This window comes from Chryseobacterium sp. L12 (assembly GCF_056133985.1).
Map to the genome: position 1 here is coordinate 106,249 of NZ_JBVYOF010000011.1, position 23,019 is coordinate 129,267.

A 23,019-nucleotide genomic window follows, 5' to 3' on the forward strand; every position below is an offset into this window, starting at 1 on the left:
ATTCAAAAATTAAAGAACTAAAAAATGAACAGAATTTTACAGAAATACATGACCGCTGTTTGTATTGCTTTCGGAAGTTTTGTTTTCGGGCAATTCAACACACTGAAGCCGACTGTACCGAAAAAGCAGGAAACAAACATCGCCTCAGATTCGGATAATGGTAAAAGCACGGAAATCGAAAAAGAGAAAAAAGATAAAAAACCTTGGAAAAATATTTTCAATGTTACCACAAAATCCGATTTGAAAAATGAACTTGATTCTCTGAAAGCAATGATTAAGGAAAGTTCAGCATCAAACACTAAAAAATGGGATATGAAAAAAGTACAGGATTCCCTGATCTTATCCGCTCAAAGTACAATGATGAACCGTCCTCAAAATAACAGGAGTCTGTTTACTCAGTACGATTTTGTCGACGAGCCGAAAGAACTCAGCTTTTCAAAAATCGGAATGCCATTACATCGAAAGATATCTATTACATCACCTTACGGAACGAGAACACATCCAATTTTCGGAATGTCCAAATTTCATAACGGAATTGATCTGGCTGCCCATTACGAAAATGTCTATTCGGTTCTGGACGGAATTGTTACCGAAACAGGCTGGGATAATAAAGGAGGTGGGAATTACATAAAAATCCGGCACTTTAACCGTTTTGAAACCGCTTATCTGCATCTTTCCGAAATCTATTATCGTGTCGGTGAGCGGGTAAATGCGGGATTCATTATTGCCAAAAGCGGGAATTCCGGAAATTCTACCGGACCGCATTTGCATTTTTCAGTAAAAGAGTTTGGACAAAGCATTAATCCAGCCCATTTTTTAAACGACTTAATAAAAGTAAATAATCTAATTACACTATACAATGAATAACACATTACCCACAGATGATTTAAAGAAATATGGAATCATCAATGAAGATTTTACATTCTCCACAAAACTGAATGCAGATGATATTCAGAAATTCCTGCAAGGATATACCATTGTTGCCGACAACGACAAAAACAGAGCTACTTTTCAATTGGTAGAAAACAATACAAGGCTGAAGGTTATCTTTTTGGAAAGGGATAAAAGCCTGTCGGAAATACTGGAAAAGAGTAAAGAAAAAATTCAGTATTCTGAAACGAAAGGACAGTATGATGTTCATGACAATAAGCATTCTGCTCAATTGAGCTTTTCAAAACAGGCATTTGTTTTTGACAGGGAAACGGGCACTGTAAAGGAACTGGATTTTATCAAAAATGCTCCGGAGCTTACAAAACTCGTTGTGGAAAGAAATAATACTGATGAAACCAATCAATACAAATCAGAACTTGAAAAGCTGAAAAATTTTCTCTACGATAAAATGGACGAATATCCGGAAATAGCCAAAGATATTGCTGTTGATTTGAATATTGTCGATAAGGAACTCAACTCCGTAAACAGTATCTCCCCTGATGACAAGCAAATCTCTAAAGGTGGTGATTCCGATGTTCAGCTGAATGTAAATGATAAAGATATGTATGAAGATGCCAATCGGCACCGGGAAGAACAGCAGCAGGAGGAAGAAGAACTACACAGACCAAAAGGCAGAGGAAGATAATTTATTGTAAGGATATTTAAAAACAGGTATTTGTAAAAGTGCCTGTTTTTATTTTTTAGTTCAGGGTTTCGCCTTGCAGCAGTTTTTAGTCTTTTTTAGTCTTTTTTAGTCTTCAATATCTTGATTATATAGGTTTTATGGCTCCTAATGGTCAAATTTGCGGATATTTCTTAATTCAAACAAGGTAATCCCGATACGATGGAAAACGAACTGTCCTGGTCTGAAAGACATATCACAACAAGAAATCCGGCATATAAAAGATTTGTAAAAGAATTGGAGAGTAATCCTGAAGAATTCTTTAGGAAAGGACTTACAAACAGGCAGGAAAGATTTCTGAAAATCTATGATGCTCTGAATTTTGAAAAAACTAAAGACGATTATCAATTTAATGTGGTAGTAAAATTCAATAATAAAGCAGAACTGTTTTTAAGCTTTGAAAATAATACTAAAGCAGTAAGCTATATTGAAAAATCGGACTTTGCAGAAAAGAAAAGTTATCTGTTTAGAGATATTCCAAACGAATTTGAAGTATCCATCAGCAATGCAGCAGATAAAGAAAAATTTCTGTCTGACGTCTGGGCAAAAGAATTGGAAAAAAGAACCGGTTTAAGTTCCGGATTGACGGTTACACAAATTGACGAACGACAAGCCTTCCATTACCGAAATTATGAAACCGAAGCTAAAAAATTAGGAATAGAATCAACTCCATTTATTGAAATTGGAGAACAAAAAGCAGATATCCCAAATAAAGATTCAGGATTAAACCCACTAAAAAGTATTAGTGAAAGACAAGAAGCATATAACGATACATCAGAAGGTTTTTCATTGGAAGATTTAATCGATAGATATCAGGAATTAGGGCAAAGAAGTGTACAATCTAACATTGATGAGTACGGACTAAAACCATTATCTGCAAAAGAAGAATCAGAGCTTGAAAATTTGCACCAACAAATTCACCAAGCTGAAAAACCAGTTGGTAAAATTACTTTTCATGATTCAGGAGAAGTTATGGAATATACTTCTATTGATAAATATCTAAATGCTTTAGAACGGGAATTTGATTCTAATATAGGAGCCTTTAAATACGAAACGTTACTAAGAAATCCGGAACTACTAAAAAAAGTCGATGACCTTATTTATAGTATTCATGGAGAAGAGAATCCTAATTCACTTGATTTTTATTTAAAGAAAGAGGAGAAACAGAAAGATATCGAAGCTGAAGTACTCCAAAATTCTGTAAATGATGCTATACAACAAATTACTGAAAAAATACAGGCTTTACACAGAGAACGTAATTATGAATTATTAGCGAATAATTTTTCGGCAGCAAAAGTAATAGAGCACAAAATAAATGAACTTGAAAAACATATTAACAATCTTAATAAAAACCCCAACAGTATGGAAACACAAAAAGAATTTGACCAGACACAGTATTTAAAAGCTCAGTTACGATATCTTGGTTTCGGAGAAGACGAGAAACTTCACAAAGACCTGGAGAAAGGCATTAATTCCAAAAATCAGCAGTTTGAAATTAAAACCACTTCGGACAAAACCTTACCCGGAAATAAGATAGATTATACTTTAAATTATAACAAACCCGAAAAAGGCGGAGTTTTCCTGAACTCTTACGATGCCAACCTGACCAACGAAAAAGGAGAATCCGTTTCGCAAAATTTCAGGGTAAGCAAGGACAATTCTTATACGGCAAAAGAAGCCATCAATCTTTTAGAGGGACGTTCCGTAAAAATTGAGTTTGACAATCCTAAATCGAATGAAAGAGAACCAGCTTTTGTAAAGCTCAACTTTGGAGAGGAAAAGAACCAATGGGGCAACTACAATTTTCAGGTTTTCTACAAAAAATATGGAGTAAATGCTGCTGATATTGTAGAAAAATCCAATTTGGTTTTTGATAAGCCTGAATTCAAGGCAGATACCATTAAATCGCTGGAAAAAGGGAATGTCGTTAAAGTAAAATTTGAGATCGAAGACAAAGTTATTGAGGGAAAAGCGGTTTTGAATCCACAAAACAGAAACCTGAACCTTTACGACAATGATATGACCCGTATCAATACCAACGAGCCAATTAAAGGTCTGAAAGAAGATAACAACCAGGAAAAAAACAACGTAAAAGAACAAAGTAAATCAAGAGGAATTTAACCGGCTATTCACTAAAACCCAATAACAAAGCGGTAGATACAGGTTTTACCGCTTTTTTAATATCACTAATTATGAGAAATTTCTTTTTACTTTCAATCCTGTTTCTTTCAGCAACTTTGATTTCCTGTAAGAAAAAAATTATATCCGAAAAAGGCGGAATCGACATTATTTCCAATGTATATTTCGATGCTTCCAAGGGTTTGGAAAATATGCGGAGCTTCCACATTTCAAAGCTCAATTATAAAAATGACTCGATCATCGAATTGGTTCCCGATCTGGAATTTCCGGAAATGACTATGGCTACCTATTTCATCAAAGATTCGGTTTTATATAATTTGGAAAACGATAATGCTTCAGCAGTTTTATCAGAAATACAAAAAAAGCAAAAGCCGGTTTCAGTGTATACGAAAACCACCGGAGCTATCTTCACAAAAGACCCGATCCTCAATTACAGAAACCGCAGGAAATTAAGCGACACTGTGCTTTTCAAAAAGAATTACAAACGTTTTGAAATCAACTCGCCCTGGAATTATACCCGGTACTATATTTATCCTACCGATACGATCCTGCCTTATTCCCTTTACAAAGAAGCGGATGAAGATTATCATGGGAGAATTGAAAGAATAGACTCTTACGATAAACAGAAAGACATTTTTGTATCCATGCAGCTGATTCCACGAAAAAACTGGGATTCGGAAGCCGAAGAACTGTTCAGATTCAACAGCTTTATCGAAAGCAGGAAAAAGAAGTAATCGTATGGCTGATTTTCCAAAACAAAAAGACGCAGCGATTACAGAGAATCAAGCTCCTGTAAAAATCATCAGTCGGTTGAATTCTGACCGATACGGACTCACGGAATATTTTGAAGAAAAAGGAATCTCAAAAAATCTTATTCATCAGAATACCTCTCAGGTTTATTACGAATATTCAGGAAAAAAATATCTCGGCATCGCTATACCAACCCACTCCGGAGGATTTGAAATTCTGCATCCGCAGAACCATGATCTTATCGGCAAATCCGGTATTTCTGAAATTAAAGGAAGCAAAAACGAAATCGTTGTTTTTGAAAATGCTTTGGATACCCTGTCTTTTCTCCGGCTTTTGGAAATGGGAAACAAAAAGAATGGCAGAACATTAGTCACGCTGCATTCTACGGAAAATACAGATTTGCTTTTCGAGCAGTACAAAAATTTTGACGGAAAACTCATGCTGTGCCTGAGTGGAAGTGCCACAGGGAATGCTGCAACCCAAAAGATTTCGGATTTTTTTGAAGGCAGGAATATTCGGGATGTCCGTTCGTTTTACAGTATATCGGAATCGGAAAACAGCAGCCTGAATCATTATTTGAGAAATAAACTCATCAATGAACAGAAAATTACTAATTTTAGCACATTAAATTTTTCAAAGGATGAACATACTGCAACTAAATCCGGAACAGTTCCCGAAACTCAGCAAGTGGAATCCGGAACATCTCGACAAAACGCTGGAAAATCTTTCGAGGAAAGCCAATCCGTCCAAAACCGAAATAACGCTTCAGGACAAGCAGTGGGCAGCAACGATGCTGGAAATAGACTTGCAGGCACAGAACGGAACAATTTGGGAGGAGGACAAACAGGAAGATCCGCAATTAGTCCACAACAAAATGATGTTCGAAAAAATGAAGAAGGAGAACATTCCTTGGACGGAGTATTAGATTCAGCGACAGGAAAACAGAAATTAGATGCTCTGATTTCAAAATACAGGCATCATAAAATCACCAATGAGCAAGTTGCGGAAGTAGTTTCCGCAGCTTGTTTTGTTTCTGATGAGCAAAAAATCCTGCTCAAAGAAAACCTGATGATCACTGATGATTTAAAAAACATCTGTAGTCAGTACAAATCCGGTGGAACAGACAAAAAAGGACGTGGAATACTTGATGAATATTACACTGATTCCAAAATTGTTGACGAAGTTCGCAGTCTCATTACTGACGAATGTAAAGGAAAAAGCCACATCAGCGTTTTAGAACCAAGCATCGGAACCGGAAATTTTGTTTATGCTGCGAAAGGTCTTGATATAAAAAGTATTACAGCCTTTGAAATCAATGAAACTACGGCAAAAATTGCCAAAATTTTTCATCCTGAAGCCGACATCAATCTTCGCTCATTTGAAACTGAATTTATCGGTGAAACAGGAATCAAAGCAAATCCGGAAGAATTTAAAAACAGGTACGACCTTATCATCGGTAATCCGCCTTATGGTGACCATAGAGGCTATTACAAAGGTTTAGGTGAAGAGTCCAATATTTCCAAATACGAAGATTATTTCGTAAAACGAAGTCTTGACGTTCTGAAGGAAGGCGGAACTTTAGCAATGGTGCTTCCTTCCAGTTGGCTGAACAGGCAGAAAAAATTAACCGGTGCTGAAATAACAGATGCATTCAGACTGCCTTCGGGAGCTTTTGCCGGGACTAAAATCGGAACTGACATCATTGTTCTGAAGAAAAATACCCATAAACAAGCTCAGGATATTTCCGGTTATTTTGACCAAAATCAGTACAGGGTTCTGGGTGAAATGAAAGAAAGAACCAATCAGTTCGGAAGAATGGAAACGTATGTTTCCGGAAATATGGATGATGCCCTGCTGCAAATCGCCAAAATCCAATCTCAAAAAAATACCGAAAGAATCGGAAATCTTTTTGAAGATCTTTTTTCTGATAGCGAAACCAATAAGAATATTGAAGATGTTTCACTTTCGCTTGGGACAGGAGAAAAAAAACAGACTGCTATTTCAGATAAAAGGCAGGAAAGAAAAACTTTGCTTACCAATGCTCAGAATAAAGTAACTGAAGTTCTTCAAACGCTTGGTGATATTAAATTCAAATCTCCCGCAGTAAATGCGGAAATCCGAAAATATGAAAAGCACAAAACATCTCTCGATACTCTTTCTCCTGATCAGCTGGATAAGCTTTTTCAGAATGCAGAAAAAATACTGGAAAGAAACTCCGGAAAAAACGAAGAGTACAAAGTCCAGACTAAACCCGACATAAAACCACGTATCCTCAAATACCGGTTTTTAAAAGAGGATGCTATTGTTCCTGCATCTTTGCAGAACAGTCCCGATATTTCACAGGAGCTCATTAATGCTTTCAGAGATACCGATTATGACGGAACGCTGAATAATTATGGTGAACACTACCAATTTGCCAATTATATTGACGGGCGGTGGATTCACGATTTTTATTATGCAGAAGGAAATATTTATAAAAAATTAGAACAGCTTGAAATTGATTTTAAGGATAAATGTGCTGTCGGAGGAACTGAAGACCAGTATGAAAAACAGAAAGCATTATTGGAAAAAGTGCTTCCTAAAGCCAAAACACTGGATGAAATCATCATCAGTCCTAATCACGAGTTCATCCATCAATTTCATTTGGGAACTGTTGAGAAGATACGGTATAATGCGGCTTTAAGGCAACAAGAAGCGTACATTGAAAGTTACAGTCTTGCGGACAAATTCAAAGATTTTATTCGGGAGCTCCCTTCAGAAGCCTTTGCAGGTTCATCTTCATGGGAAGTCCGTCAGTTTGTCGATAATGAAACCGTCACCGGAAGCGACAAAGAGCGAAATGCCCTGATCCGGGAAAGGAGAAAAGAAGCAGCCAATGATTTATTCAGCAAATTTCTTCGGGAAGAATTGCAAGAAGATTTGAGGAAACGTTTTGTAAAAGACTTCAACCGTAATTACAATACTATCTACGTTCCCGATTATTCCCAATTTCCATTGTTTTCAAAAATTCACCGGAATTTCAAGGGAAAAGAGCTGCATTTAACCGAAGTGCAGAAAGGAGGAATCGGAAGAATGACCACAAAAGGAGTCGGATTGTTGGCACACGAGGTAGGATTCGGGAAAACCCTGTCGGGAATTCTTTCGATGCATGAAGCAATGGAACGTAGAAATGCTGCAAGACCACTGATCGTTGTTCCTAATAATAGTATTCTCAAACAATGGGTGGATACGATTTTTGAAACCATTCCGGATGCAAAAGTAAATGTCCTTGGGAATCTCGGAAAGGATTACGATTTGTCAAAATTCGATAATAAGGACGGCGAAATTACACTCGTTACGTACGAAGGGTTCAATAATATCGGTTTCTCTAAGGAAATAACGGAACGACTGGCTTCCAGATTCAATTATATCTCTGCAAGCGAACTCAAAGGGATAACAAATTCCGAAAGGGATTTTCAGAAAGAACTGGAAAAGGACAAAGAAATGCAGGGGAAAATGAAGCGTGGAAAAATCTATGACTGGGAAGATTTCGGATTCGACCATATGACTTTTGACGAAGCTCACAACGCCAATCACATCATCGGGAAAGTAAGAATTGAAGACCGCCGTTTTGCTTCCGATTTCAGGAGTCAGAACCAGCAGACCTCCAAGCTCGGAATCAATACCTGGATGGCAGCACAATACATTCAGGAGCAGAATGACGGAAGAAACGTTTCTCTTCTTTCTGCAACTCCTTTTACCAACAAGCCTCTGGAATATTATTCCATTCTTTCACTGATTGCCAACAATCGTCTGGAAGATTCCGGCTATTTCAATGTCAATACTTTCTTTGAAACCTTTATGGAAGCCGATAATGACATGGAAATTGATGCCAAAAGTGATGTGAAATTTAAAACCAATGTCCGCAGGTTTAAAAACAATTCTCTTTTTCAGCAGCTTCTGTCGGAATTCATTGATGTTAAAGGAGAAGAAGACAATCCGGAACTTATTCGTCCAAACAAAATCAATAAAGAATATAAAATTGAGCAGAATGACCTTACCGAAGAACAATACGACCTGTTGACCGAAAATTTCAACAATGAAGGCAAAAAAGGAGCCATTCTTACTCATATTTTGAATGCAAGGAAAATTGCCATATCACCCTATCTTTCCCCGTATTATGATGGTGAAGCCCCGACTGTAAAAGAGTTTGTAGAAAATTCTCCGAAATTAAATGAAACGATGAATCTCATCCGTCAGAATAAAAAAGACATTCCCGAATCGGGGCAGCTGATTTATTCTGAACTGGCAGTGGAAGAATTTCCAAAGCTGAAAGAATATCTCTTGCAGGAAGTTGGCTTCAAACCTGAAGAAGTCGGGATTATTACCGGAGCAACCAGTAAACCGAACCGGTTAAAGATTCAGGATGAATTCAATTCGGGAAAAATAAAAGTGGTCATCGGAAGTGAAGCCATTCAGGAGGGGATGAATCTTCAGGAGAATACCTCAGATGAATACTTACTGACGTTGCCATATAATTTTACATCATTAAAACAAATAGAAGGAAGATTTTGGAGGCAGGGAAACAGACACGAAAATATTAGAACAAACTTTATGCTGACCAATGACAGCATTGATGTTTTTATGCTTCAAAAACTACAAGTCAAACAGGCTAGATATTTGGAAGCGATGAAGAAAGGTGCAGATGTAATCGATGTTTCGGACATCAATACGCAGGAGTTGAAAACTGCCATTATCACCAATCCCGAAACCAGAGCCAATATCGAAGTTGAATTGATGAAAAAGCGGATTGAAAGCGAAAAGAATAAATTTCTTGCGGACAGTGCTTTTGTGCTGAGAAAGTATGAGGAGTATAGAAAAGGAAAAATTACAAAGTCGCAACTGGCTGAAAAAGGTGTAAATGTTAAAGAAATAGAAAAGCAAAACGAAATCACCGAAGCCAAAATCAAAGAGCTGGACTTACAGATAGAAAACCTTCCGGAGCTAAGAAAAGTATTAATCTCTCAATACAGATTAGAGAAGGAAGAATCCCGGAAAATCGCTAAGAACCGGGATTATGTAAAAGAAAGAGAAACGGAGAATTCCGAATTATTTATACCTAAAGAACCTTCCACAGCTTTGTACAAAGAAAATATTAATGAAACATATCAAGGAAGAAAAAGGTAACATTTTTGGTGAGAAGTCTTTTTTTGCCGCCTCTTCTTTTTTGTATTACTTTTTTCTTTAATTTAACAATTAGAAAAAGTATTGGCAATGCTACCAACATGATTCAAAAGTCAAAACATATCAATATAAAACTGAACTAAAATCTAAAACTATTCCCAACGCAAAATTTATTCTTTTTTCCAGCTGCTTTTTTTGCCAACGCGCATTAGCACATTTGCAAAATATTGCCATTGCAAAGCCGTCCCCTATTTTGCAAAAGAGCTTACTTTTTTCCACTGCTTTTGATTGTTATTAGAAGATTATGTTGTTATAGAAAATAGCTACTCCAACAATTTTCCCTCATATATCCTTTCAAAATAACTTCCTAAAGACAAAACCCTGTCTTTATCCATAGGGTTGATGTATCGCAAGAACATTTGTTCTGTACTATGTCCGGTAGCTCCCATTAAAAGAGGGGTCGGGATTTTTCCGTAAAAATTCGTTGCAAAACTACGCCTACCGATATGGCTACTCAGAAACTCCCATTTCTCAGCTTGAACAAGCTTACTACGGAAACCAAAGCGTTTACGAGCTTTCACAAGTACATTCAAACCGGTAAGTCGGGCAATTTCCTTAATATTATTATTGTATTGCTGAATATCCAATAACTTCGGAAAACCATTTCCATTTCGTTTAATAGTATTTAGAACATCTGGATGCAAAGGCAACAAAATATCCTTTTGAGTTTTCTTTTGTATAAATGATAAGCACATTTTTTCGTCAATACATTGTATGTTATGAAAATCAAAGCATATAAAATCCGAAAAACGTTGTCCTGTATAGCAACTAATGAGCAACCAGTCTTTTGCCGCCTGTAATTCTTTAGGGACTTCCGTTTGTTGTATTTTACTGATTTCATTCTCTGTCAGCGTAACAACTTCTCTTTTTGGGCGGTCCCGTCGAATCTCTAATTCTCTTACACATGTTCTCACACCTTTGCGTTCTGCAAAATTCAAAATTGTTTTTACAAAATGTATTGTTCGGCAAATCGTATTTTCGCTGTACCCTTCATCTTTTCCAAAAACCATAAAATTTTTAATAAAATCTGAATTGATTTCCTCCACATATAGTTTTTTGCATACAAAACCTTCAAAGCGTTCTAGTAGATGAAAGAAGACTTTATATCGTTTATAAGTGGAATGACAAATCAATTCTTTTTTAATATCAGTATACCATTTCATATAATACAGCAAAGTATTTTCTGGCAAATCCGAAAATTGTCCGTTACAAACAGCTTTGACTTCCTTTGCCAATTTCCGTTGGCGAAATTGTTTATTTTGTGAGCGTCTTTCTTGTATATGGTCGGCAAGCTCTTTTTTCAATCTGTCCAATTTTGTATTCATTTGTTTATACTTTTTCAGATAGATATTTATAGGCCGTTGTTTGTTTTTATCCCAATCTTCAGCAGAAATCCTCAAATGTGTACGAAATGTGTAGGTTTTATTTTCTTTTTTATCTATAAGATTCAGATGGATGTTTTTGATTATGCCATTTCGGGGCAAAAAGTATTCAAATGTCATTTCGTTGATGGTTTTTAAAGTTATTCCACAACGAAGTTAACATAATAAAGTAGTCTAAAGCAGACTATTATGTTTGTGCAAAAGTAAATAATTATTTTGATTTCTGATCAAAATTAATTGTTTGTAAATCAATACTATTCATTTGTTTCCGTGTAATACTAGTCTTAAAGTATTTTGTAGATTTTTATCTGCAACTAGCGCAATTTCACAAAAAACTATTTGAATTGTAGGCAGGTATAGTAAAAAGTAGTCTGCTTTAGACTATTGTTAGGCACAACAATGAAAATAAAAAACATAAAGACGGAATTATTACATTCTATCCCGAACAGCAAACAATTGTTATTCAGCTTTTTATGTGTTTTTATTTCTTTTTCAGCTTCTGCACAAATGTTTGTTTCGGACGGAGCAGGGGTGGTTGTAAAAGGCAACACTATCGTTTCTGGTACAATAAATACACTACCACAAACACAAAAAGCAAAGATTTTTGTCTCCAAAGGAGCTTATATTACCGATAGCGAAACTTTTTATAATGCTACAATTATTACGGTTTCGGAAAAGCAGGAAAACACTCGGAAATCACCTAAGAATAAAGCATTAGTATTTCATAAAGAACCTGCCGGAAAGCAAAGTGTAAAAGCACCGGCTCAACAGCATAAATTTGTTTACAACTCTTTGCCTTCTTCTCATCTTTTTTCCATAGGAAAAGGAGGAGTAAACCAGGCAGTTTTATCTTTTTCAACCCTTAATATTGCTGTTGCAAAAACTGATTATTTCATCCTTCAACAACCGCAATTCTCAAAAGAAATTGCGAGCGTTTATACCAATCCTTATGTTCCTTCCCTCTCTTTTGAAGGACAGTGTTTTACCCGACCTCCTACTGCATAAACTTCATTATTCTCAGTTTCAAGAGAGAATATAGGTGTTGAATGAAATTCTGCACCCACATTAAGTTCTATCAAAACAATGATCGTTTTGGTAAGTTATCACAATTAACCAAACTAAATTTTTCACAAATGAATAAACTCAAACAATTTCTAGCATTACTACTCGTCGTGTTTTCGACGGTGGTCTATGCACAATGTCCTCCAGGTGTAGCTTCATTGCCTGCGGGAACAAATACTATCGCAGCTGGGCAAACTTATTGTATCTCTGTAGATACAAATTTTCCAGCCAACTTAACCGTAAATGGAACTTTATATCTTGCACCGGGCGTAAAAGTCACTGGTACTGGCTTTTTTGATATAAAAGGTAGTTTACAAATAATGGATGGTGCAGGAATTCAACTAAGTGGCTCAATGTCTGTAGGAGCACAAGGGCAAGATGCATTAGTGAAATTAGGTAAATACTCTTATTTATCAATTAACGGTTCTCTTACACAAGTTGATGCTACTTGGGGTGGTACTCAACCAACCAAAAAATCACACATAGAACAAGATGCAGGCAGTGTAGTTGAGGTTTGTGCTACTTATAACCATCAGGCAATAGGCTATAAAGCGGTAAAATATATAGGGAATGCATCTTCTCATGCCTATTTCATTACCAAATCTGATGCTTCAGGTGGAGGCACAGGAGCTACTTGGGCAGAGTTATCTAGTGAAGCTAATATCAGATGGATTGCCATGTCAACAGTTAATACTACTACTGCAAAACTTCGTGCAGGTTCTGCAACGTATTGCGGACCCAATGCAACTACTGCAACATGTCCTTCAATTTGGCCAACAGGTCTGACAAGCACATCGGTTTGTAATGAAGCAATACCAATTGTCAATAATCTACAACCACAAAACTACTGCATTACCGGCGATTGTAACCTCAATACTTATATCAACTCTTCTAATCCCAACACCATAGAGTACGACAACATCGTTTCTACTTTCCACTCTACAATTTTGAAAGAAGTAGATGGTAAAGTAATAGTTTGGGGACAAGGGATAAAAAATACCGGAATAAATAATGATGCAGGAGATGGAGATGTACCAACGCCTATAGAACTTAATGCTACCAATTACCCTGGGCTTACGGGTAAAATATTGAAATTCACCGGAGGTAGTCGTCAATTATCTGGTGGTACTACAGCAACGCATGGAAACCAACAATTTGCAGTTCTTACAGAAGATGGTCTTTTTGTATGGGGCGTTCCTGGCGAACTAATCTCTACAAGTATTAAAAATACCAATGCATTTGAAAAAGTAACGATCAACGGTCAATCTAGTGGTTTGCCCGCGGGCGTTACACCACAACAAGTAAAAATGCTTTTTGGTTCTTTTAAAACTTTGGCTTTGGTAACATGTACCGGAGAAGCTTATGTGTTGTCCGATACCGGTAGTAAAAACGCTAGTGGTAGTACTTCATCTACCATTTGGCACAGAGTATATAAAGCCACCGCTAATGATGGAGGTACAAAAGGGACTGTATTGGACAATGTAGTTGCGGTTAGGGGAACTTCCCAAGCACTTATTGCTCTTACTGCCAATGGCGAACTTTATACTTGGGGGAAAGGTACTTATACCGGTACTCCAAGTGGTAGTGGTGCAACCGATAGAACCTATGCGACCAAAATGCAAAACCCGGCGACAGGTAAAACTCCAAAAATGATTGGGATGACCGATATATATACCAATGCAAAACTTACTTATTTCGTATTAATGACGGATGGTACTGTATATAGCATGGGGGATAGTAGTTTGAAACAATTGGGTACTGGAAGCACTACTTCTTCTGCCTCTTGGGTTCAAGTGAAAAAATCAGCTACAGCCAATGATTTTATGACCAACATTGCTTGGATCAGCCCACAAGAACATGGTGGAGATACTTGGTCGGCTAATATTTCTGCATTAACCACCGATGGAAAGCTCTATTCTTGGGGCGGAAATTCTGGTCAAATGCTGGGCGGTGCAACGAATAATATTGGCTATAATCCTTGGGAATTGTATATGGCAAGAGGTTTAGCCAACACTGACACTATTTTAGCATTAGAAACAGGAGGACACACCACCATGATCATTAAAAACTGTACTACTAAATTTGGATATTTGGGTCATAGAACACACGGTTCAATGGGAAATGGTCAAACTGGCACTGCATATGAAGCTGATTTTAACTTCGCAGATACTTACGCAGTAAATGTATGCGGTGCGGCTACAGCTCCAAGGTTAAGCGATTTGAAGAAATGTCCAACCGCAACGGTAGATCTTGCCAGCTCTGTACCAGCAAACTTCGCTGCTTCGGGTTATACCATCCAATGGTACATGGCAGATGGTACTACTCCGGTTGCCAATACTTCGGCAGTAGGTACTGGTACTTATATTGCTAAACTAATCCCCGATCCGGCACAACCGCTTTTGTGTACTAATATGACCAGCACGGTGAAAGTTACAGATTATGTATCAACCGATCCGGAATACAGTTTGTGTACGGTGACCAATTGTGACCCTGTTGTCATCAATGCTGCATCTTTTGCTTTTGTGGGTACCTTGGGTGATGATCCCACCAAAACCACTACTTTTGCGATTGGCGACAAACTCATTATGAGAAATGTAGCCACTATTGGGACTAATACTTATGACCTTGTTGCAACCATTACCGGAAACAATTTACCGGCTACTTCATCTATAGGCTTATCTGCATCTAAAGCATTGGTCGTAAGAGACATTAGACCGGTTGACGCCAGATATATGCATTTCAAGTTAGAATTTACAATTGCTGGTACCGTGGCAAACAGTAGCTCTACCGTATATCCGCAAATAATGCCTAAAGTAAAAGTGATTATAAAAGATATTGATGGCAACGGTATAGGTAATCAATTTACAGATTTGATGGGTTATAGCACCGCATCTTCTCCAGTGGTTACCGTGGGTTCTGCCCTAACCAACCAAGGATTTTATAATGCTACAAATCCTGCAGGATTTAACTACTATCGTGCAGCCGCATTTGTCCCTGGCTCTAGTGGCGTTCCTAATGTAGCGGAAACCAATGAAGACTATTGGGTTACCATGGAATATACCAACTTCCTTTCAGAAGAATATCTAATTGGGGTCACCGGAAATGCTACCCTCAACATACTAGAAAGAGCAGCCGCAGTAGGCATCAATATTCCAAAATTTGGGAATGCCAATGATTGCATCTGCTTCAACGATCCCGCTACCGGAGGCAGCAACCACGATACCAAAGTAGGCATCACCCTGCTGAAAAGAGCCGGTGCACAAAATACAGACAACTGGCCTATGGTTAGAAAAGGCGGACACATCGCTTTAGAGTCCAACAGCCAAGGTTTTGTACCAACCAGAATTGCAAAAGCAGATTTAGGGAACATCACCAAGCCTCAAAAAGGAATGATGGTGTACGACACTACCGACAAGTGTTTGAAAATAAACACCGACGGTACAGCTACCGGTTGGAAATGTTTCAACACCCCGGCTTGTCCGTAATAAATTAAGGTTGAGGCTAAGATTAAGGCTAAGATTAAGACTAAGATTAAGATTAAGACATTGTACTTTGTACATTTGACATTGTACATTAGACTAAGATTAGCCTCAACCTATTTAAAATTTAGAATATTAAAAAAAGAAAAACAATGAAAAAAATAATATTAACCTCGATGGTACTAGTTTCGGGAATGGCTTTTTCACAAGTCGTTATCGGTGGAGAAACCGGTACAGCAACCGATAAAACTTCGGTTTTATTGGACTTTGCTCCTAACCAAAACAAAGGAATCATCCTTCCATACAACCGAACTTTGCCAACAGGCACAGGTCTTGAAGGCGGAACCATCACCGTAGATGCTACCGATGCTACTAAAGCAAAAGTGAAAGTCTATGCACCAGGAAATGCGAAAGCAGATGCTAGTGGATGGATAGACCTAAGTTCAGGAAATGAAGCCAATCTAACTGCTCCAGTAGATTATATGACAAAACAACCACTCTCCACCGGTCCAAATGCCGTAATAGAAAATGCTGATGCTAAAGCGATTATTGGTTCCCCTACCACCACCGCAAAAGGTGTTTTGATATTAGAATCTACCACCAAAGCTTTGGTATTGCCACAGGTAGCCACAACGGACGATATCATCAATCCGGCTCCTGGCATGATGGTGTATATCAATAAATCCGGTTTCGAAAGACTAGCCGTTTTCAACGGTGCAAAATGGACCTATTGGGCACCGTAAATGCGATTCTAAACACACACAATGATAGATTACAGTATAGGGGCGTTTTTCCAAATGTCCCAAACTGTAATTTTAAATTTAAGATGAAAATAAAATGAATTTCAAAGAAATACATATTGGCCAAATGATTGAAAAAAGAGTTACAGAAAGCGGGATAGAAATCTCCCGCATCTGTAATTTTATGAAATGTACAGAAAAGGAAATATCAGAAATGTACGAAAGTAAAAGCTTGGATACAGAGCTTCTCCTGAGATGGAGCAAACTTTTGGAGTATGATTTTTTCCGGATTTACACGCAGCATCTTATTTTGTTTGCACCAATATCTGCAGATGAAAAAGCAAAGCACCAAAACCTAAGCACAAGCTTACCGCAATTCCGAAAGAATATCTATACCAAAGAAATTATCGATTTCATATTGGAACAGATCGAAAAAAAAGAAATGACTAAAAACCAAATAATGGAACGCTACAGAATCCCTAAAACCACTTTATACAAATGGATAAGCAAATACAAAAGCTCCGAAAGCTAGTGCATCAGCATCTAAACCAAACAAAAACGGATTTAGAAAGCAGGTATGGAAAGCCCGGCAAAAATTCCGACGCAGAAGTCTGGTTTTATCGTAAATATCGTTGGGGAATTTTCAAGGACGAAATTGCATTTATCTTCGAAGAAGACTGTGTGATAGATATTACACTCACAGAATATATTTTTTGGATAGAATACAGGAATATCTTTTATAATAGAGGAGAAAACCCAGAATATAAAGTGATTAAATTATTATAATCAAATAACGAAAAAAGATGAAATATCCATCACCTGATTACAAGTTAATATTTACAGATATTCTCGACAAAAAATTTCCTCACAAGAAAGAAAAATGCCAAATCCTGCTGAAAAAGAAAAATTTATCTGCCATGGACATTATCGAGCTCAATAATAATATCTTCAATACTCCCGACCGAGAAAACCAAAAATACCGCTCTTACAGCAAATCCGACATTCTTAAGATCTTAGATTATCAAAAAAATCACAAACTCAATAATACCCAATTATCAACATATTTTAAACTGAGTAGAAACTCTGTCACAAAGTGGAAAAAAATGTTTCTGGTATAGAAAATCAATATCAATTTTGTTGTTGGGTATACTTTTCCAATTTACAAAAAAAATTGCATGCACTTTTTAAGGTTAATTTTTTTCGGCAAACGCAATGATATGTCCATCAATATCTGCAAAATAACAAACTTTATCGCCCCAGTTCCGGTCTTCAATTGAGCTGATTAATTTCGCTCCGATTTGGGTTGCGTTGTTAAACTCTTGTTTGATATCTTCAACATACAAATAAAGTTCACATCTCGGTATTCCGGTTCCTTGCTCAGGATGTGGTGTTTTGGAGGAAAGAATTTTGGCGATACCTTTATTGGGCATCAATCCTAATTTGCAGTTTTCAGCCAACTTAAATTCGGTCATCCCGGGAACATTAAGGTCGGGATTTTGCCGGAATAATTTTGTATAAAACTCCATACTCGCTTGCTGATCGTCTACAAAAAGTATGATTTGTACGAAATTGATGTGTTTCATTAGATTTTCAATATTGATTAGTTTGTTGTATATGTTTTTCTTAAATCATTGGCTTGTTTTCAAACAACCGAGTATTCTTTACAGTGTTTATTTTCAATTAATTACCATACCAATCAATACAGCAAATATAAAAAACAAAGGATAATGTATAATCGTGCTTTATTCTATATTTGCATTTTTCCATATAGAAAGCTCTCGAAAAAATACCTTCACTGTGGAGAACCCGTGATATTTATTCAAGTATTATTTCCAAATTTTGGCAAATCATCAATAAGAAGTATTCGGAAAAAGGCTATGATGATTTTAAACCTATTATATAATGCAAATTCTATTGACTGTGGAAACGTAACAGTCTTCTTTATTCATAATACCTGCTCATTCGTGCCCCAATATTATGAGAGCTTTGGACGGTTCCAACATCACGCCATGTTTTGTTTGCTGTAATTTCCATAGTTTTTATTATTTTGAATATTAATAACTGAAATCGGAACTACAAACCAATATTCTTGTATAAATACACAGACACAATCTCCTACTTTTTGTGCATTTTGGTTATAGGAAACAAGTGTTTAATAATTTTTGATTTCATTTCTTACATTGTTTTTTGGTTTAGCTAAATTATAAAATGTAATAGAACTAATCCAAGAATAAATAGTAATTGACCCTATATATTTAGAAACAAAAGAGATTTTGATAAGGAAAAAAGCTTGTTGTACAACAATTTTATAAAAACATGCTGAAATTATCTTTCATCATCTATAAATAAATTGATAACATATCTAATTAAGTGCTTCTGTTTAAATTAAGAATAGTAATTTTTTATTGTACTAAGTTATTTTGTATCAAATAGCATGTTTTGTTAGCTTCAAAATTAAGATTAATAGTATTTACTACTTAATGTAACCAATAATTCTATTGATAGAAACTTAATTGAAATATATTTCAATATCAATAGCTTTATATTCTGTTTTTAGAGATTGAATAGACTATAAAATAAATTTTCAATAAATTGCATCAAAGATTAAGAACAGAAAAAACGACTGTAAATAAAAGCTTTACAGCTGTTTTGTAATTTATTTCAAATACAAACCTTGGATAATTTACTAACAAAAAACCTTTTTTGAGTTTATCCCGCAAGAACACTCGTCTAATTTCGATTGAGGATTGTTCAGATTTGTTGTCCCAAGCATAGGGTGAAGGCTACGAGGAAGAACTGTTTTCTAATTCAATGAAGAAGAAAAAGAAAGGTAGAAAGTTATTATAGATGCCATCATTCTTAATAAATAAATTTTCAAACAAGTTCTAGAGTAAGTTTACCAATCTAAATACCCCTCATTTTTATAGCAAGCATACTGTTTAGAATCTAAAAGTTTACTATTTTAGTGGATTCTTAAGGATAAGAAATCCCAAATCAAATAATGCTTATTTCAATGTCAGAAGAACAGAAGAAAATATTAGAGCAACAGCTCTGGAATATAGCCAATACACTGCGTGGAAAAATGAATGCTGATGAATTCCGAGATTATATTTTGGGATTTATTTTTTATAAGTATTTGGCTGAAAAAATGGAAATTTATGCGAACTCCATTTTGGAAGAAGATAAAATCCAATTCAGAAATATTGATGAAAACACAACCGAAGGCATAGAATACATTGAAGCTATTAAAGAAGAGGCTCTTGAAACATTGGGATATTTTCTAAAACCCTCTGAATTATTCAGTGAAATAGCTAAACGAGGTAATAGTGACACGAACACATTTATCTTAGAAGATTTACAAAAAATACTGACTAATATCCAATTAAGTACAATGGGAACACAAAGTGAAGAAGACTTTGATAACCTGTTTGAAGATATGGATCTAAACAGTACGAAATTGGGTAAATCTGCCGAAGCTAGAAATGCTATTATTGTGAAAGTACTTGTGCATCTTGATGGAATTGATTTCAAACTGGAACATACCGAATTAGATGTTTTAGGTGATGCATATGAATACTTGATTGGTCAGTTTGCCAGTGGAGCTGGAAAAAAAGCAGGTGAATTTTATACCCCTCAGGAAGTATCTAAAATTCTAGCAAAAATTGTTACAACAGGTAAGAATCGTTTAAAATCGGTATATGACCCAACCTGTGGTTCAGGTTCATTATTACTGCGTGTAGCAAGAGAAGTAAAAGATGTCAATAATTTCTATGGACAAGAAATGAATCGGACAACGTACAATCTTGCCCGAATGAATATGATATTGCACGGCGTACATTATCTGAAATTTGATATCAAACAGGAAGACACTTTAGAACATCCTCAACACGAAGGTTTGTTAGCAGAAGCCATTGTAGCAAATCCACCATTTTCAGCCAACTGGAGTGCTAATCCTCTGCATCTTAGTAACGAACGGTTTAGTCAATACGGCAAATTAGCTCCAGCAAGCAAAGCAGATTTTGCCTTTGTTCAACATATGATCCATCATCTTGCTGAAAACGGAACAATGGCTATTGTATTGCCACACGGTGTATTGTTTAGAGGTTCGGCAGAATTACATATTCGAAAATATCTTATTGAACAGAAAAATTATTTAGACGCTGTAATTGGCTTACCTGCCAATATTTTTTATGGCACTGGTATTCCGACTTGTATTTTGGTGTTTAAGAAATGTAAGGAAGATCCTGAACATATCCTATTTATTGATGCCAGTAAAGAATTCGAGAAAGTTAAGAACCAAAATATGTTACGTGAAGAGCATATCAATAAAATTGTGGAAACTTATCGTAATAGAACCGAAATTGAGAAATACAGTCATTTGGCTACTCTACAAGAAGTTGCTGAAAATGATTACAATCTTAATATACCTCGTTATGTGGACACGTTCGAAGCCGAAGAAGAAATAGATATCCAAGCCGTAATGCAGGAAATTAAATCTTTAGAAGCAAAACGAGCAGAATTGGACAAAGAGATCGATGTGTATTTCAAAGAATTGGGACTTGTTTTTTAATTTTTTATAATGAAGCCAACAATCAATATATATTGCGATGAAAGTTGTCATTTACAAAATGACAAAGAGCCTGTTATGGTTATAGGGGCTGTTTATTGTCCGATTGAAAAGAAGGAAGAGATTTTTGAAAGATTGTATAGTTTTAAACTCAAACACAACCTTATTCCTAAAAATAAAAAGAATGATAATGACAATCGAACCTACTATGAGCTAAAATGGAATAAAGTTTCAAAATCAAAAATAGAGTATTATAAAGATGTAATCAATTATTTTTTTGATGATGATGACTTGCAATTTCGGGTGCTTGTAGTTTCTAATAAATCTGCAATAGATTATGAAAGTTTCAATCATACACACGATACATTTTACTATAAAATGTATTTTGGAATGTTGAAAGCTATCTTAAATCCTGAAAATTCTCATCATATCTATATTGACATTAAGGATACCAGAAGTAAAGAAAAAGTTCACAAACTGGAACAGGTTTTGAGGAATGATAAGTACGACTATTCTAAAGAAATTATTAAAAAAGTACAACAGGTAAGATCTCACGAAGTAGAAATTTTGCAATTAACAGATTTATTAGTGGGCGCTACTGCATATGTAAATAGAGGATTATCAAATAGTAAAACTAAAAATGAATTAATCAATCTCATTAAACATCGCTCTAAATATTCCTTAACAAAATCTACTTTACTGAAAGAACGTAAGTTCAATATTTTTATTTGGGAACCTCAAAAACCGTATTTTGTATGAGTTTAGTGTTTCCTGCATTGATACCTTTTGGCGAATATGGTGGAGTTTTTTCCGCCTATTTTGATGCTGTTTATTCGGTTTTCCATAACGATTTTATTAAATCACAGCCTATTTATGAAGGTCTAAAAGTATCCGTGAGAAAATATCCTGAAGTGGACGGAATGCATCGTACATTTTATCACATTACGCACGAAGGAGAAGACGAAGCTAATAGGCAACCTGATTTTAGAAGAATGGAGCGCATACGTTTTCCAAAGTTTGTTATAGAAAACTTTGAACACGAAGAAATTCTCATCTGGAAAAATGTAAGAGGAAAAGATGAGCGCATTGTTTTGTTTAATGAAACCGAAAATTATATTGTGATTTTAACCGACAGAGGAGAATATTATATGTTCATAACAGCTTATTATATTGAAACAGAACACCGAAAAAGGAAGTTGTTAAAAGAATACGAAACGTATATAAAAGCCAAAACCGCTTAGCGGAACTAAACGGCTTCTTATACTCCTTTAACACTTACATCCAATAAAGAAATGGTTACTGAGCTGATGCAAAGGTACAAAATAAAAACAAAAAAGCAAATAGATTAAATCTCTAATGCTGAATAAGAAGATAATACGATGACCAAGATACATAAAGATATTAAAAACGGAACTAAGTTCCCAAATTTGAGATTTGCAGGGTTTTCTGAACTTTGGCAGGCAAAGAGATTAGCTGACATATGTGAGATAAATCCGAAAAATGAAAATCTACCAAGCTCTTTTATCTATATTGATTTAGAAAGTGTTGCAAATGGACGGTTATTGAAAGAAGATTTTATTTCAAAGGACGAAGCTCCAAGCAGAGCTCAAAGAGTGTTATCGAAAAATGATGTCCTTTTTCAAATGGTTAGACCATATCAAAAAAATAACCTATTTTTTGATAAAGAAGGAAAATATGTGGCATCAACAGGATATGCACAGATTAGAACAAAACAAAATTCTCGATTTATTTTTCAATATTTACATAATCAAAAATTTGTTGACAATGTTATTGAAAGATGTACAGGTACGAGTTATCCTGCTATCAATTCAACAGATTTAGGGAATATTAGAATAGATTATCCAAGTCTTGAAGAACAAGAAAAAATCTCATCTTTTCTGTCACTCATTGATGAAAGAATCCAAACCCAAAACAAAATAATTGAGGAGTTGAAGCTATTAAATAATACGCTTAGTAAGAAAATAATATCTGGTCAATTAAAATTTAAAGATAAAAATGGCAATAATTTTACTCAATGGATATCGAAAGATTTATTAAAAGTAAA

At 35.7% G+C, this 23,019-nt stretch carries 17 protein-coding genes; 15 read left to right on the forward strand and 2 right to left on the reverse strand.

Going from position 1 to position 23,019, the window contains the following annotated elements; genetic code table 11:
* The first annotated feature begins 24 nt into the window (after positions 1-24).
* The 5 genes from AC0NBN_RS06700 (at position 25) to AC0NBN_RS06720 (ending at position 9,667) form a co-directional block, all read left to right on the forward strand.
* Complete coding sequence (locus AC0NBN_RS06700) at positions 25-867, forward strand: M23 family metallopeptidase (protein WP_160813117.1); 843 nt, start codon at positions 25-27, stop codon at positions 865-867.
* Entirely contained in the window at positions 860-1,576 is a 717-nt protein-coding gene (locus AC0NBN_RS06705) for a hypothetical protein (RefSeq protein ID WP_160813116.1), read from the forward strand. Before AC0NBN_RS06700 ends, AC0NBN_RS06705 begins: the two co-directional genes overlap by 8 nt.
* 198 nt (positions 1,577-1,774) lie before the next feature.
* The gene (locus AC0NBN_RS06710) at positions 1,775-3,733 is read left to right on the forward strand and encodes a hypothetical protein (protein ID WP_160813115.1); all 1,959 of its coding nucleotides are present in this window, start codon (positions 1,775-1,777) and stop codon (positions 3,731-3,733) included.
* 71 nt (positions 3,734-3,804) lie between these two features.
* Positions 3,805-4,485: a hypothetical protein gene (locus AC0NBN_RS06715; protein WP_160813114.1), complete on the forward strand. Its 681-nt coding sequence runs from the start codon at positions 3,805-3,807 to the stop codon at positions 4,483-4,485.
* Between the two features lie 4 nt (positions 4,486-4,489).
* Positions 4,490-9,667, forward strand: coding sequence for an Eco57I restriction-modification methylase domain-containing protein (locus AC0NBN_RS06720; RefSeq protein WP_160813113.1), 5,178 nt, complete (start codon positions 4,490-4,492; stop codon positions 9,665-9,667).
* A gap of 320 nt (positions 9,668-9,987) precedes the next feature.
* Here AC0NBN_RS06720 and AC0NBN_RS06725 read toward each other — a convergent pair whose 3' ends face one another.
* Entirely contained in the window at positions 9,988-11,226 is a 1,239-nt protein-coding gene (locus tag AC0NBN_RS06725) for a phage integrase SAM-like domain-containing protein (RefSeq protein WP_160813112.1), read from the reverse strand.
* Between the two features lie 279 nt (positions 11,227-11,505).
* Between AC0NBN_RS06725 and AC0NBN_RS06730 the strand changes: the two genes are divergently transcribed.
* The 6 genes from AC0NBN_RS06730 to AC0NBN_RS06755 all read left to right on the forward strand — a co-directional run bounded on the left by AC0NBN_RS06730 (position 11,506) and on the right by AC0NBN_RS06755 (position 17,505).
* Complete coding sequence (locus AC0NBN_RS06730; RefSeq protein ID WP_160813111.1) at positions 11,506-12,111, forward strand: hypothetical protein; 606 nt, start codon at positions 11,506-11,508, stop codon at positions 12,109-12,111.
* Between the two features lie 128 nt (positions 12,112-12,239).
* The gene (locus AC0NBN_RS06735) at positions 12,240-15,653 is read left to right on the forward strand and encodes an RCC1 domain-containing protein (protein WP_160813110.1); all 3,414 of its coding nucleotides are present in this window, start codon (positions 12,240-12,242) and stop codon (positions 15,651-15,653) included.
* A 146-nt stretch (positions 15,654-15,799) separates the two neighbouring features.
* Positions 15,800-16,390, forward strand: a complete 591-nt coding sequence (locus AC0NBN_RS06740) for a hypothetical protein (protein ID WP_160813109.1) — start codon at positions 15,800-15,802, stop codon at positions 16,388-16,390.
* Positions 16,391-16,484: 94 nt separating this feature from the next.
* On the forward strand, positions 16,485-16,919 hold the full coding sequence (locus tag AC0NBN_RS06745; protein WP_160813108.1) for a transposase: 435 nt from the start codon (positions 16,485-16,487) through the stop codon (positions 16,917-16,919).
* On the forward strand, positions 16,886-17,173 hold the full coding sequence (locus AC0NBN_RS06750; protein WP_160813107.1) for a hypothetical protein: 288 nt from the start codon (positions 16,886-16,888) through the stop codon (positions 17,171-17,173). Before AC0NBN_RS06745 ends, AC0NBN_RS06750 begins: the two co-directional genes overlap by 34 nt.
* A gap of 17 nt (positions 17,174-17,190) precedes the next feature.
* Positions 17,191-17,505 carry a helix-turn-helix domain-containing protein gene (locus AC0NBN_RS06755; protein WP_160813106.1) on the forward strand — a complete coding sequence of 105 codons (315 nt, stop codon included), beginning with the start codon at positions 17,191-17,193 and terminating at the stop codon, positions 17,503-17,505.
* 72 nt (positions 17,506-17,577) lie between these two features.
* Here AC0NBN_RS06755 and AC0NBN_RS06760 read toward each other — a convergent pair whose 3' ends face one another.
* Positions 17,578-17,970, reverse strand: coding sequence for a VOC family protein (locus AC0NBN_RS06760; RefSeq protein WP_160813105.1), 393 nt, complete (start codon positions 17,968-17,970; stop codon positions 17,578-17,580).
* Positions 17,971-19,400: 1,430 nt separating this feature from the next.
* Here AC0NBN_RS06760 and AC0NBN_RS06765 point away from each other — a divergent pair.
* From AC0NBN_RS06765 to AC0NBN_RS06780, 4 genes are all read left to right on the forward strand, one after another.
* Positions 19,401-20,957: a type I restriction-modification system subunit M gene (locus AC0NBN_RS06765; RefSeq protein WP_160813104.1), complete on the forward strand. Its 1,557-nt coding sequence runs from the start codon at positions 19,401-19,403 to the stop codon at positions 20,955-20,957.
* Positions 20,958-20,966: 9 nt separating this feature from the next.
* Complete coding sequence (locus AC0NBN_RS06770) at positions 20,967-21,713, forward strand: DUF3800 domain-containing protein (protein WP_160813103.1); 747 nt, start codon at positions 20,967-20,969, stop codon at positions 21,711-21,713.
* On the forward strand, positions 21,710-22,195 hold the full coding sequence (locus AC0NBN_RS06775) for a hypothetical protein (protein WP_160813102.1): 486 nt from the start codon (positions 21,710-21,712) through the stop codon (positions 22,193-22,195). The genes AC0NBN_RS06770 and AC0NBN_RS06775 overlap by 4 nt, the downstream gene beginning before the upstream one ends.
* A 138-nt stretch (positions 22,196-22,333) precedes the next feature.
* On the forward strand, positions 22,334-23,019 hold a 686-nt coding region (locus AC0NBN_RS06780), incomplete at its 3' end, for a restriction endonuclease subunit S (protein ID WP_474467631.1).

Coding starts and splice junctions, on each gene's coding strand:
- AC0NBN_RS06750 (WP_160813107.1), top strand. CDS start 16,886: ATGGATAAGCAAATACAAAAGCTCCGAAAGCTAGTGCATCAGCATCTA.
- AC0NBN_RS06740 (WP_160813109.1), top strand. CDS start 15,800: ATGAAAAAAATAATATTAACCTCGATGGTACTAGTTTCGGGAATGGCT.
- AC0NBN_RS06725 (WP_160813112.1), bottom strand. CDS start 11,226: ATGACATTTGAATACTTTTTGCCCCGAAATGGCATAATCAAAAACATC.
- AC0NBN_RS06745 (WP_160813108.1), top strand. CDS start 16,485: ATGAATTTCAAAGAAATACATATTGGCCAAATGATTGAAAAAAGAGTT.
- AC0NBN_RS06760 (WP_160813105.1), bottom strand. CDS start 17,970: ATGAAACACATCAATTTCGTACAAATCATACTTTTTGTAGACGATCAG.
- AC0NBN_RS06735 (WP_160813110.1), top strand. CDS start 12,240: ATGAATAAACTCAAACAATTTCTAGCATTACTACTCGTCGTGTTTTCG.
- AC0NBN_RS06755 (WP_160813106.1), top strand. CDS start 17,191: ATGAAATATCCATCACCTGATTACAAGTTAATATTTACAGATATTCTC.
- AC0NBN_RS06730 (WP_160813111.1), top strand. CDS start 11,506: ATGAAAATAAAAAACATAAAGACGGAATTATTACATTCTATCCCGAAC.
- AC0NBN_RS06770 (WP_160813103.1), top strand. CDS start 20,967: ATGAAGCCAACAATCAATATATATTGCGATGAAAGTTGTCATTTACAA.
- AC0NBN_RS06775 (WP_160813102.1), top strand. CDS start 21,710: ATGAGTTTAGTGTTTCCTGCATTGATACCTTTTGGCGAATATGGTGGA.
- AC0NBN_RS06765 (WP_160813104.1), top strand. CDS start 19,401: ATGTCAGAAGAACAGAAGAAAATATTAGAGCAACAGCTCTGGAATATA.
- AC0NBN_RS06720 (WP_160813113.1), top strand. CDS start 4,490: ATGGCTGATTTTCCAAAACAAAAAGACGCAGCGATTACAGAGAATCAA.
- AC0NBN_RS06705 (WP_160813116.1), top strand. CDS start 860: ATGAATAACACATTACCCACAGATGATTTAAAGAAATATGGAATCATC.
- AC0NBN_RS06715 (WP_160813114.1), top strand. CDS start 3,805: ATGAGAAATTTCTTTTTACTTTCAATCCTGTTTCTTTCAGCAACTTTG.
- AC0NBN_RS06700 (WP_160813117.1), top strand. CDS start 25: ATGAACAGAATTTTACAGAAATACATGACCGCTGTTTGTATTGCTTTC.
- AC0NBN_RS06710 (WP_160813115.1), top strand. CDS start 1,775: ATGGAAAACGAACTGTCCTGGTCTGAAAGACATATCACAACAAGAAAT.